The organism is Aminobacterium sp., assembly GCF_034926885.1.
Lineage (GTDB): Bacteria > Synergistota > Synergistia > Synergistales > Aminobacteriaceae > Aminobacterium.
The window spans coordinates 1-12,895 of the sequence record NZ_JAYFQR010000014.1 but is presented as its reverse complement, the minus strand read 5'-3'; the positions used below and the strand labels follow the sequence as shown (position 1 = coordinate 12,895).

Genomic DNA, 12,895 nt, shown 5'->3' with positions numbered 1-12,895 from the left:
CAATTCTCCTTTTCTTTATCGTAATCTTTCTGAGCAAAGCGTTGTAAGACGTTGCATTTCCCGCCTATATAGAATCAGAGTTATTATAGCTGCTAAAACATCAGAAATGGGGTAGGCCTTCCAAATTCCTTGAAGACCATATATGGAGGGGAGAAATAGAACCAGTGGTATTAATAGTAATACTTGACGAAGCAAAGAGAGAAAAAGAGCAGGTACAGCCTTTCCTATAGCTTGATACAGTCCAGAAGCCATAACTTGAAATCCTATAAAAGGGAAACCTATAGCCATATACCTAGATGCTGTAATGCCCAAGGGGAGAAGTTCTCTGTTGGTGCTGAACAAAGAGATGAGTGTCTCTGGCATGAAATAGAGAAGAGCGGCAGAAAGAAAACATAAAAAAGTAGAAATGGCTATTGTGAGTTTCATTGCTGTCGTAACCCGACAAAAGAGCCTTGCACCAAAATTGTAGCCGACGATAGGAAGAAGTCCCTGTACTATTCCAAAGATGGGCATAACAGCAAATTGAGTTATCCTGAGTAAGATTCCAATAGCGGCAATTGCTGCATCTCCTCCCCAAAAAGCGAGCTGTCGATTTATAACTACGAGTGAAAGACTTGCTGCTCCTTGTCTGAGAAAAGCGGAAAGGCCAATAGCTATTACTTCAGATAAAATGTTGAATTGGGGTTTGAGATTACGTAAGGAAAAACGGACATCGCTCTTCCCTCTAAGATAGTATAATCCTAGCCATAGTGCTGTTGAGGCTTGAGCTATTACGGTTGCTATCGCTGCTCCTTGAATCCCCATGCCTAAGATAAATATAAAAATAGGATCGAGAACGACATTTACTCCTGCTGAAATAAGCATGGTTTGCATAGCAAAAGTTGCGTTTCCTTCTGCTCGTACTGCATTATTGCATGCGATTGAGAAGGCAAAGAAAACAGATCCTGCGAATAGAATCTTCATATACGCGGCGGCAAAAGGAAGAATAGCATCTGTTGCTCCGAAAAGACGGAGGATAGGTTCAAGAAAGTAAAGTCCGAAAGATGCGGCTATAGCGCTAAGCAGCAAGGTTGAACTCATAAGGTTTCCAAGAGTCTTTTCTGCTTTTTCTCTATTTTTTTCTCCGAGACTTCGTGAGATAATAGAAGCACTGCCCACACCAATTATTTGTGCTGTTGCCATGATTACCATTTGAATTGGAAATGCAATGGATATTCCAGCAATAGCCAGCATGCCAACGCCCCGCCCTACGAAGATCGCATCGACAACGTTATAGAGAGCTTGAGCGATCATTCCTACCATGGCGGGAAAAGATAGCTTGGGAATCAGTTTCAGAATAGATTCTTTTTCAAGGAAAGTTGATTCATAAGCCATCTGAAACCTCCATAATACAAAGAGTTTCTTAAAGTATAACAGACAGGTAATTCCGCGCTTGTAGGGTAACGAGTGATGCGATATATTATACAAATTGTTTCCCGGGAAGGAGGTATATAAGCTATGAATAACCTTCCATACTGGAATGTCAATCTTGATATGGATATTGCGTCGTGGTTGCCTTTGGGAATTGACTACCGCCCTATATCGGTGAACCATCTCTATAGCGGTGAACTTGTTACATTAGCATCTCTTTCTTTATCACTAGGAAGTGAGCTTTTTTGCCTCTCGAGTCCCCGCATGGGTTTTGCAGGTCCTTTTCTTCGAGATTGCATGATTATTCCTGGACGTGCAAGAGGGCTGACCTTGGGATTCACAGCAGTTTTTGGTTACTCAACTTTGATGGAGGATTTAGTGGCGCGGCAAACAGATGGGAATCGAGCTATACGTGCTGGAGTTTCCCTGTGTAACTTTTGGAGCAGATCTATGCTTCTGGGGAGTTTTAAAGCAATTGTTCTCGTTAGTTCTTCTCCTTTTTTTGACGATGAAGATTTTCTCGCTCAGTTTCTTGAGGCAATGAGAAAAGAGAAGGGGAACCGGGAATTAGGATTTTTTGCCGAACAGTTTGGGTATCGGCGTTTTTCAATTCCCTACGAGACAGATGATCCTTTAAAACTTGAGATTAGTCGTCTCCTATATGAAATGGAATTCGAAGAGACGCGAGAAGCAGTTGGCCCGTCTCCAGAAGTGCCTTTTCCTTCTCCTCTTAGCATGATTGCAAAGTTAGCTAAAGGGTAAGATAAAATTATATCGGATCGAAATAAAAAAGGGGCTGCCTTAATTGACAGCCCCTTACTTCTTTACGTATTTACGTTAGTGCTATTTTTTAGGTTCAGATTCTTCTTCGCCGAAACCAACTGTCTTAAGCCAATCTGTGGGGTAACCTACAGACTGCTGTTTACCATCAGGAGATGTGATGTAGCCGTCGGAATATTTGCCGACAAGAGTCCAAGCCAGGTTCCACCAGCCTTCAACAACTTTATTAATGCTGTTGTTGGTGTAGTTGGTAAGATAGGCTTTAGCTTTTGCAGGGCTTTCTTTGTAAAGAGCGACAGCTTCTTTATCTACGACTGACTGATACATAAAGAATTCATCTTCGTAAGCTTTCTGAGCTTCTTTGATGTCTTTAATCATGTAGCTGAATTTAAGATCTGCCCAGTTGGAAACAAAGTTGAATGCCCACCAAGCGGAATTTCTATCAAACTCTGCACGCTTACCGTCGGTTATGCTCTTGGGAAGAGATGTGACACCGGCGTAAATTGGCATATAGACTGTGGAGTGAGGAGCATCTTCTCCAAACCACAGAACACCACCGATGGCGTCGGGAAGCCAGCTACGAGCCTGAGCGACAAAGCTGTAAGAGCAGCGGAACATGGAAATAGCTCTTGTCCAGTCTACGCCCTGTTTATCTTCAGGACGAACGCTCTTCGGGGTGGGGTAACGGTTTGGTGTTCCGAAGGGGCCAGCAGCCATTCCCTTTGTAAGATCAAAGCGTGTTCCTTCAAGGTAATCACGTTTAACAGTCATAAGGTCTCTTACAGAAATCTTCTTGTCGGGTTTTACCATCAGAGGATACATCTCAGCAGCATCTTCTGCGATCTTAAGGGAAGGTGCAAGAAGGCTCATGACTCTCCACTCACGTCTCTGCTGATAGTAAGGAGTTCCGTAAGGTTCTGGGTTATAGATTTTGTGGAAGACAAATTTCTCTCCCTCTTTCCACCAACCCATATCTTTTGCGAATTCTTTGATGTTGGAAGAATACATAAAGTTTTCTTTGTCGTTCCAGTCGATTTCGCCGATTCGAGAACGGTTAGCGGTTACTGTGAAGCAATCATCGGGCACACGCTGGGCAACCCAGACAGCGCCGGGCTTACCGCTTTCAGGTGTCCAAAGGGGACCAGGTCCGCAAATATCGAACATCCAGGCTTCGCCTTTGCCGTCAACGATATTAAGGGTCTCTCCGCCGTCACCATAGCCGTACTTTTCAGCAAGGGCACCCATGATTTGAATGGCTTCGCGGGCTGTTTTAGCGCGTTGAAGAGCAAACACTTCAAGCTGCTCAATCATCATCCAGCCATTTTCGCAGTAGTTTTCGTCACGTCCGCTCCAAGTGTCTTCTCCCATGATAACCTGATGTTCATTCATGAAAGGATAACCCACATGGAAATATGTGTATGTTTCTTTCGCCTGAGGAATTTCGCCGACTTTTACAAGAGGCTTGTTAGGGCGTGTGCCATGGCATATCTCTTTATAAACGGGCGTCATTTCTCCCTCTTTGTGTGCTGCACCGGGAATGACTCTGACACGGTTATCATACCAACCATCGCATGTATGGGTTACCATTGCAGAGCCATCGACAGAAGCTTTCTTTCCTACGAGGATTGTGGTACATGCAGATGCCACAGATCCGGCAAGGAAGACTGCAAGAGATGCTATTGTTACTACTTTAAGCATTTTAGAATTCATACACTTTCCCTCCTTTTTTTGTGTTGCCACTACTTCGTAAACCAGTTGACATAGAAAAGATCAGATGTTTACGAGATTTCACCCCCTCTTAATCGTAGTAGATGTTTTGAGCTGGTGCATCCTCAGGGTTTTTCATATAGGTGCCCAGCGTGTTCTCTATAACTTCCGTATAGCCTGGAACCCCAGAGATAACAACGGGGCGATCAACGGCTGTAAGAGAATAAAATTCAAGCATTTTCTGGAATGTGGAGGAATGGCGTCCCACCCGAACATCGATAGGCCAGCCCCGCTCGTCGATAGGAGCGTAGAGGAGCTTGTGTTCCCCCGCCTTCATAACAAACTCATCGCGGCCCGTCATGAGCAGATATTCGTCGGTAATGCCACGAATACGGTCAAGCATGGGTTCGGCGACCTCAACGAGAAGAGACATGGCGTCGGTATGATCGCCGATCTCTCTGTGAGACAAGCCGTGAAGGGCCTTGGGTGAAAACTCCATGCTCAGGGGCACTTCGAAAAGCTCGGCGGTGAGGGTCATGGATGTCATGGCCGCTACGGCCTGTCCCTTCTCATGGCTTACGATGGTATTTTCCACCGGATATTCAAGCTCGGCCTCGTGAAGATCCACGGCGATATCCACCTTCTCCTGGCGAATGAGCTGGGTCATGGCCCAGGTGGTTCGCTCTGTAAGGGCGCCGTTGGGTCGACCCGGCCAGGTTCTGTTCAGGTTTCTGATATCCATATAGGCCAACATCTGACGGCTGGGATAGTGGATATACACTTCGGGATCGGGCCACGAGTCCAGTGGATTGGTGCAGCGGTCGCCCATACGGAACTGCTTCTGTCCCCACGGCGTCTTCACGTAGTAGTACGTGGGGTAGGCCTCGCCCATACGAGTGCATGTAGAAGCGCTTCGGTTCGCCCGAATAATGACGATGAGCCGTCCCTGCTCCACCTTCACGTTCTCGGCGACGAGAAGGGCTCCGAGGTTGCACGCCGGCTCCTCGGGGTGGGTTCCTCCAAGAAGCAGAGCCGTTCCGCCAGGAACACCACTGTCAAAAATGTAGACGTTGCTGTCGTTGGGCGTTCCCTTCAACGTCGGTTCGTAGTCTGAGAGTTTCTTCACCTCAGTAAGTGAGGGAGAGGGAACTACCGGTTCCTTGAAATGTCGGTGTCCGTAAAACTCCCGTCCGGCAATAGCCACGAAAACAAGGGCTACGACCAACGAAAGTATCTTGATGCCATTCAGTTTTCCCTTCATCTTCTCTTCACCCCTCTTCCTACTTCAGCCGAAGGATTCTCAGCACGAAGGGCATGAGCACAATGCTGTAGAGCACTGCTTCCTGGGCATTCCTTGTCTTGATGAAGTTGCAGAGTATGGCGCCTCCGAAGAAGAGGACCATAGCGTAATACAGGTACATAATGATGGTATTTGCCAATATCATGATTCTCTAGCCTCCAAGAAATGACAGTCTGGTGCTGAAGATGAGAAAGAGCGTTCCCAAGATGGCGATGAAGGCCATGGGCACCAGACAGGCTTTCACAAAATCCCCGAAATACCGTCCCTTATACCCCAGTTCCATAACTGTGGCCCGTCCCACGACGGCGGTTGGCGGCAAACAGTCTCCCAGAGGCCATATGACCGCCATGGCCGATAAGGCGATGATGGGGTCGAGACCGCGCATGTTGAAGAGCATGATGAGCGGTACGCCCAGCAACGGAGCAACAGCATACTGCACCAGTCCCTCAGAGAGGGGCAGAATAATGCAGAGGGTGAGGTAGAGCACTCCCAGGGGAAGGGTAACCACCGCTAGGGAGATGAGCCCTCTCGCTCCGCTCAGGGCCATAATCTGTATAAGTACACCTACAACCACCATGATGCCTACGAGAGGAAGAAGGCCGTGAACGGTGGAACAGGCGATAGACCAGAACTGAAGTTTGCGCGGGCTGAGAAGCACCACTGCGAAAGAAGCGACCATGAAGAGCAGGGGCAATCCCAGTACGGGCAGTGAGAAGAACCAGATTCGTCCCGCAATAACGCAAGCCAACAGCAGAATGAATGGGGCAAGAACTCTGAACCAGTTTTGTCCTTCCGGCGCTTCCGGAAGATTGGCCAGAGCCTGGTCGAGATCGATCTTCTTCGTTCCTCGTCCTGCAAGCCAGAACATGGAGAAGAGCGCTCCGGCAACGGAAAGGACAAACAGCGGTTTGCCGAATCCCACGTAGGGCATGTTGGCACCAGCGGCAGCCATCATGGCCCAGAGGTTGATAGGAGGAGCGGCAGCGCTCATGGCTGCTCCTAAAAAGATGATGGCCGCCCGTTTCGTTTCATCGACACCCATGGCAGCCAGAACAGAACCGACGAGGGCTCCTACGGTAAGAACCGTTGTTGCACCGGAACCGGTCAGGGCTCCGGGAAGAAGCAACACGAAGGTGAGCAGCAAAAGGCAGATGGTTCGTCTTGAATGGAAGGTCGAAACGATCTTCCGAACAATAAAGGCGACGCCGCCACTTTCCCGAAGAAGGGCCATGAAGAAGGTAGCCGTGAGAAAAATGAGGCAGACATCAAAGTAGGTGAAAGCGCCTTCCACAATGTGACGAATGGGAAGAAGGGCCACGGGATTGTGGGGACTTCCCGTTACGCTGAGCATGATGGAGTGGGCGGCAGCTCCTGCCAAGGCTGCTACGAACATCGAAAGCTCCGTGCTCAGCTTCATGACTTTCGGAATGATGAAAGCCACGGCTATGACTAATAAAATTACTACTGAGTGTGTGAACATGACTGAGTCGTTCCTTTCCTTAATCTCTTTTGTAGAGAAAACAAGCCCCCGGTTACAACCGAGGGCTCTTTGAAAAAATAACTATTTGCTTAACTCTTTCAAGCTTGTGCCAATGGCAAGAGCATCTTTGGCTTCAATCAGAGGTTTATTATTTTCTTCGGCTAATTTTGTAAAATAACCATCGGTATTACTGTTTGTAACGATAAGTATTGCATCTCCAAGGGGAATGATTTCATCTATAGAAGCTTGGTCGGCACTATCTGTACGACGAGCCATTCCTTCTACGTGGGCAGTAATAACAATAATCCCTTCGGCTTTTGCAGCTTCAATAACTTCTTTGCATCGTGCTATTTCTTTGTTGACGTTAGTGCCTGCAGCACCCATTCCTTTGCCGCTTGTACCGGTAGTCACGATAAGAGTCTTGTAACCTTTGCCCTTTAACTCGCTTGCTGCAATGGTATTATTACTCTCTACAGGTGCCAGCTTAGCTTGCATAAGAGACATCTTTACCATTACCGCACCTGGGCTTTGTCCACAGGTTGTTACAATAATAGGAGCTTCAACAGTGGGTGTTTCTGCTGCTATACCAGCTCCAGCTACATTAAGAATGGCAAAGAGACAGACCACTCCTAAAAGTAGGGAAGTTTTTAGATTCATTTTCATGATGTTTCCCCTCCTTAAAAAATAAACGCGACTTTGTTACCAAAATCGCGTTTGTCTGTGCATACCTTAACTTGAGCATTGAGAAAGAACAATATTTTTGATTTTTTCGTTCACAAGTGTATCTTTTTGTTCATAACAAACCTCTTGGAAAGCAAGCTTTATCGTTCTCTACCAGCTATGCGGCATTTTGAACAAAAAGAACAAAAAAGAACGAAATGCTATTTTTTCCTGTTATTGTTATATTTTGTTATTAAATCCCAATTAAGTTGCCACCATGCCTTTTCTGTTTTTTCCATGCATTCGTTTGTAAATTTAGTTACATATTCTTGTGCTTTAGACGAATCCTTTTTAGCGAGTTCCAGGGCTTTCTTGTCTACTTCTAATACTTGTTTTGCAAAGTTTTGCTCCAAAGGATTTCTTACTGCTTTTAAGTCTTCCATAGCTTCTTGATAGCGGTGATTCACGAGATCATCAGCTAAAATGAATCCCCACTGTGCAGAGCTAAGGTTAAAGGAGTTACGATCAAAAGTTCTCCAGCTTTGTCTTGTTTCAAGAACACCCGAGTAGATCGGAACGTAACATGTAGTATGTGGGTTATCGTAACCAAACCAAAGTACCGTTCTTACAGGTGCGGGATAACCAGATCGAGCCTGTGAAACAAAACTATAAGCACAATCCCATTTTGAAATAGGTCTGCTATAAGGGATTTTTAAGAGGTTTCGCATATCTTTTGTTACAAATGGCGTTGCAAGAGGACTTTTTACCATTTTGTCTCCTTCTCGGACATACCATGCTTTTTCTGCTTCCATGTCGAAAGGAGTTTCTTCCATATGACTACGTAACATTGTCATTACATCTTGTACGGAAAGTTTCTTTTGAGGTTTAATTGCAAAGGGATAAGACATGGTTTCTGCATAAGGATCCCATTCTCTAGTTGGATCTAGCTGGCTATAAAGTGTGTAAAGCCTATTACGTATCCACATAGACGATAAAGACCAATCTTCATTTCCAGTGAGAGGAGAATAAGCTTCTTGCCAAATAAAGGGCTTATCACCGTTAGGATCATACCAGCCGTTATCAATAGCCAATTGCTTATAGTTCTTGGCAGCCATGAAGTTGTCTTTGTCATTGATGTTAATTTCTCTAATGCGGCTCATATTAGGGACGACAACAACACAATCATCTGGAACTCTCTGTGCAGCCCATACAGCACCTGGCTTGCCACTATCTGGAGTCCACATAAATCCTGCGCTACGAATTTCAAAAATCCAGGCTTCTTCTGAATCTGTAATCGTTAGACATTCTCCTTCGGTGCCGCAAGAAGGAAGGAATCCATATTTTTCTGCAAGTTCGCCAATAACTTTAATGGCTTCACGGGCTGTTTTAGCCCTTTGTAGTGCAAGAATTTCCAGTTGTTCTATTGTCAGTATCGCACGTGCATCAGGACGAAAAGTTTTTAGTTCTTCTTTTTGTCCAATAGTAGTTTCACCAATAGCAACCCCATGCTCATTCATGAAAGGATAACCTACATGAAAATAAGTGTATGTCTTTTCTACTTGAGGAATTTCTCCTATTTTTACAGGTTCAGAGTCTTCATCCATTCCAATATTCCAAAAGACATCGGCCTTACTTCCTGCAGGGAAGGTTTTCCCCGGTATTGTACGAACTCTTGCATCATAAAAAGCGCCATCTGCGGTATGGGACGTAATAACGGATCCATCAGCAGAGGCTTTTTTCCCTACCACTATGTCAGTGCAACCCCAGGCAGAGAGAGACATAAAAGAGACAAGGAGAACCGTAAAGACTACAAGTATTCCAGGGCGTAACTTTTTCACCGTAACCATCCTTCTTTCATTATTATGATATTTGAGTACAAATTCATTCCCATGAATTTTCTTATGATGGCTGCATTGTAAAAACGCTGAAAAAGTGTAACGAAATCTCTTTTTTGTATGGTGGTTATAGAATTTTGAACGACGTGTCAAGGTGCAAACTGCATACTGCATCAGAAGTTTTTATATTGAAGGTTATTGATTGTTAATGCTAACTTGGAATAAATAAAAGGCAATGTTTTGAAAATTTTGTTCATAAGTGTATCTTTTTGTTCATAACAAGACTCTTAAAAAGCGAGCTTTATTGTTCTCCATAGGCTCTGTAGGCTCTGTAAATTTTTGAACAAAAAGAACAAAATAAAAAATATGAATAGATACTCGTCTTGAATTTAATATGCGGGAGGATGAACTAGAGGTAAGCATGAGCAACAACAATTTGGTTCTGTTTGAATTATTATACAACAACTGGTTTGTGTTTTACTTGCGAACATTCATATATGATATAATATCACGATATATTTAATTGTAGAGTTAATCTAAAGTCAGATCAGGCAAGGATAGTTAACTGGCCTGTTCTTTTTTTGCGCTTTATAGCTTGAGAAAGAGCAGGTATAATATGTCTATGCAATAAAACCAGAGGAGGATTACTCTCTTTATGGAGAACAAAAAAAAGCAAACTAAAAGAGACGTTACAAAAGAAGAGCTTGCTGTTTATATGAATAAGGTGCGAGAACTTATTCAAGAGGGACAAAATAAGGGATATGTGACCCAAAAAGATATTGAAAAATACATCCCCATAGAATTTTGGAGTGCGGAAGTACTTGAGAATGTTGTAGCAAATCTTATGGAGATGGGGATTGAAGTAACTGATGATGAAGGAAAAGAAAAAGGGCAGCATATAGCTGAAGAAGAAGCTCTTGCTCAACCCTCTGTCGATGGTGAAATAGGTAAACTTGATGATATACCATTGACAGATCCTGTCCGCATGTACTTGCGAGAAATTGGAAAAGTTCCCCTTCTAGAACCAGAAGAGGAAGTTGCATTGGCGAAGCAGGTGGAGGCAGGTAGTGAAGTGGCTAAGCAGAAGATCATTGATGCTAACCTTCGCCTTGTTGTGAGCATTGCAAAAAAATATATCGGGCGTGGAATGTTATTCCTTGATTTAATACAGGAAGGGAACCTGGGACTTATTCGTGCTGTAGAAAAATTTGATTATCGAAAAGGTTTTAAATTCAGTACTTATGCGACGTGGTGGATACGTCAGGCTATTACTCGTGCCATTGCCGATCAGGCAAGAACAATCAGGGTTCCAGTTCATATGGTGGAGACAATAAATAAAATGGTAAGGGTTTCGAGGCAGCTCGTTCAAAAACTGGGGCGGGAGCCGTCAGATGAAGAAATAGCGGCCGAGATGGAAATCGAAGCTTCTAAAGTTGAAGAAATCAGACGTATTGCCCAGCTGCCTGTTTCTCTTGAAACACCCATTGGAGAAGAAGAAGATAGCCAACTTGGAGATTTTATTGAGGATAGGGATTTACCGAGCCCGGAAGAATCAGCAGCAAGTCATTTGCTTCATGAACAAATAGATGAAATGTTAGAGGCTCTTTCAGAGAGGGAGAGAGAGGTTCTTCAATATCGCTTTGGTTTGGAAGATGGACGTTCATATACACTTGAAGAAGTTGGTAAACGTTTTGGTGTTACGCGGGAAAGAATTCGTCAAATAGAGGCAAAGGCCTTACGAAAATTGAGGCACCCCAGCCGGAGTAAAAAATTAAGAGATTTTCTTGATTAATTATTAGTCAAAGTATAAAAAGACGCGCTATATGCGCGTCTTTTTAATGTGTATTTGAGAGGATGGTTACAAATGATTGGTAAGATTTTCGAAGCGCTTATGGTGATTTGTTTTGGATTGGCGTGGCCTGCATCGATTTGTAAGTCATGGAAATCTAAAAGTACGGGAGGTAAGAGTCTTTCTTTCCTTTTTATTATTTTAACAGGGTATGCGGCAGGTATAGTGCATGTGGTCTTAGATTATGAAGGTTTTAGCTGGATTCTCATTTTATATGGATTAAATGCTATTATGGTAGGTATTGATACGTGCCTTTATTTCAGGAATAAAAGGATTGAATCTCAATTAGAAAAATAGGAGCATAGATGAACGGATCAGTAGCGTATCCTCAAAAGGGAATGGTATTGCTTGTTAAAGAGTATCTCAAAGGAGAGGAATCTTTAGAGCAAATTCTTTATGAGTGGGGATATGCTGTGCTTGTTGTTTCTGACCTAAAAGAAGCTTTATTATTAGCAAAACAGGGGTCTCCTTTTATTGTTTTTGTAGGTCTGTCTTTGGCTAGAGACGTAGAAAAAATAGAATTGATTAAACAGTTAGGGCGGCTTTCTTTGATGGGAGTTGCCTTTGTAGTCGATTGTTTTAGTGAAGCAACATATAGTTTAGCTCGGGAAATTAAGGGGGGAATGTTTCTTTTCCCCCCCATTGAAGAGGGAAAAGTTCGATCACTTATAACAAACCTTCTTCCGGAGTTCGATAAATCTTTACCTTCTCTACGTCAAAAATCCATGTCTGGAGAAAGTGAGGATGTTATGCCTATAGCTGTGTGGACTCAGGATTTTTCTGTTCAAAAAAAATTTTTGGAAGAAATTTTTCCTATTGATTCAAAAAAAAGTATACATACGTTTTTGCTTGAAAATCGCCATATCCTTCATGCTTGCATAGCCCTTTCTCGCATTGTAGATGCAGATAGCAGAACCCTAGACTTTTTTAGCGTCTCTTCTGTTCATGAATTGCAATCTCTTTTTCAAAGTTCTTTTTCAAGCGAAGGGGAAATATTTAATATTGCTCTGTTCGAAGCTCTCTTAAAAGGAGAACGTTTTTTTGAAAAGGATATTTTCCTTACCCTTCCCGATGGAACTTCTTCTGCTTCCGTCTTGATTCGGTGGTCGGTCCCTTATGGGAGGACTGATTATACGAATGTTCACGTTGTAGCTCTTGATGTTTCATCTATTAAGCAAAGTGTTTTTGAATTAGAGTTGCAAAAGAAAAAATTTGAGAGAATTTTTCAGAGTTCGCCTGCAGGAATTGCCATATTGGATCCTTCTCTAAAGGCAATGGAAGTTAACGATGCTTTTGTTCATATGTTTGGCTTTTCTAGCAAAGATGAAATTATGGGAAAATCCGTAAGTGACTTTATTGTCCCATCAAAGTATATGGCCCAGTCTTTGTCCATTTGCCAAATGGTTCTTAATGGGAAAAAAGTTTTTTTGGAAACGCAACGATGTCGTAAAGATGGTCAAATTATCGATGTTTTCTTGAACTCTTCTCCGGTGACAATGCCTGGTGGTATTGTTGCTATATGTTATCTTTATACGGATATTTCAGAAAAGAAACGGGGAGAAACTCTTTTAAAACGAAAATTGAAAGTTGAGCAGATGGTTTCAGAAATATCAGCTGAGATTTTGAATTACCCTTCTTTAGAAAACGCTATTCGTAGTTCACTTCATAAAATGGCATTGTATATTGATGCAGACAGAGTTTCATATCTTGTCAAACGTCATGGAAAAATTTCTTGTAGATGGGCCAGAGTTTCGTTCCGTTTACTTAGGTAAAGTGAAAGAGATAATGAAAAAGGCGGGCACCTCTCCTTTATACTGGTGTTGCTCAAACAACCAAAATAAAGGATATAGGAGGTAAACCCGCCATGACATCAT

The 12,895-nt window shown here is 43.4% G+C and carries 11 protein-coding genes; 4 read left to right on the top strand and 7 right to left on the bottom strand.

Annotation, left to right across the window (positions count from 1 at the left end; genetic code table 11):
- Positions 1–15: 15 nt before the first annotated feature.
- The gene (locus tag VB083_RS06055) at positions 16–1,374 is read right to left on the bottom strand and encodes an MATE family efflux transporter (RefSeq protein ID WP_213691301.1); all 1,359 of its coding nucleotides are present in this window, start codon (positions 1,372–1,374) and stop codon (positions 16–18) included.
- A 123-nt stretch (positions 1,375–1,497) separates the two neighbouring features.
- On the opposite strand from VB083_RS06055, the gene VB083_RS06050 reads away from it, so the two are divergent.
- Positions 1,498–2,172 (top strand): hypothetical protein, encoded by a 675-nt coding sequence (locus VB083_RS06050; RefSeq protein ID WP_213691302.1) that lies wholly within the window; start codon positions 1,498–1,500, stop codon positions 2,170–2,172.
- 81 nt (positions 2,173–2,253) lie between these two features.
- On the opposite strand, the gene VB083_RS06045 is transcribed toward VB083_RS06050, so the two are convergent.
- From VB083_RS06045 to VB083_RS06020, 6 genes are all read right to left on the bottom strand, one after another.
- Positions 2,254–3,900, bottom strand: coding sequence for a dipeptidase (locus tag VB083_RS06045; protein ID WP_213691303.1), 1,647 nt, complete (start codon positions 3,898–3,900; stop codon positions 2,254–2,256).
- Positions 3,901–3,988: 88 nt separating this feature from the next.
- Positions 3,989–5,158, bottom strand: coding sequence for a succinylglutamate desuccinylase (locus VB083_RS06040; protein ID WP_307879795.1), 1,170 nt, complete (start codon positions 5,156–5,158; stop codon positions 3,989–3,991).
- A gap of 19 nt (positions 5,159–5,177) precedes the next feature.
- On the bottom strand, positions 5,178–5,342 hold the full coding sequence (locus tag VB083_RS06035; RefSeq protein WP_213691305.1) for a hypothetical protein: 165 nt from the start codon (positions 5,340–5,342) through the stop codon (positions 5,178–5,180).
- Positions 5,343–5,348: 6 nt separating this feature from the next.
- On the bottom strand, positions 5,349–6,677 hold the full coding sequence (locus tag VB083_RS06030) for a C4-dicarboxylate ABC transporter (RefSeq protein ID WP_213695936.1): 1,329 nt from the start codon (positions 6,675–6,677) through the stop codon (positions 5,349–5,351).
- An 81-nt stretch (positions 6,678–6,758) separates the two neighbouring features.
- Positions 6,759–7,340, bottom strand: a complete 582-nt coding sequence (locus VB083_RS06025) for a DUF6305 family protein (RefSeq protein WP_213690877.1) — start codon at positions 7,338–7,340, stop codon at positions 6,759–6,761.
- Between the two features lie 218 nt (positions 7,341–7,558).
- Positions 7,559–9,184, bottom strand: a complete 1,626-nt coding sequence (locus VB083_RS06020; RefSeq protein ID WP_323401866.1) for a dipeptidase — start codon at positions 9,182–9,184, stop codon at positions 7,559–7,561.
- Between the two features lie 643 nt (positions 9,185–9,827).
- Between VB083_RS06020 and rpoD the strand changes: the two genes are divergently transcribed.
- The 3 genes from rpoD (at position 9,828) to VB083_RS06005 (ending at position 12,793) form a co-directional block, all read left to right on the top strand.
- A complete protein-coding gene (gene rpoD / locus VB083_RS06015) occupies positions 9,828–10,964 on the top strand; it encodes an RNA polymerase sigma factor RpoD (protein ID WP_213690879.1) in 1,137 nt (378 codons plus the stop codon).
- Between the two features lie 72 nt (positions 10,965–11,036).
- Positions 11,037–11,318 (top strand): PQ-loop domain-containing transporter, encoded by a 282-nt coding sequence (locus VB083_RS06010; RefSeq protein WP_213690880.1) that lies wholly within the window; start codon positions 11,037–11,039, stop codon positions 11,316–11,318.
- Positions 11,319–11,326: 8 nt separating this feature from the next.
- Positions 11,327–12,793, top strand: a complete 1,467-nt coding sequence (locus VB083_RS06005) for a PAS domain S-box protein (RefSeq protein WP_323401865.1) — start codon at positions 11,327–11,329, stop codon at positions 12,791–12,793.
- Positions 12,794–12,895: the final 102 nt, after the last annotated feature.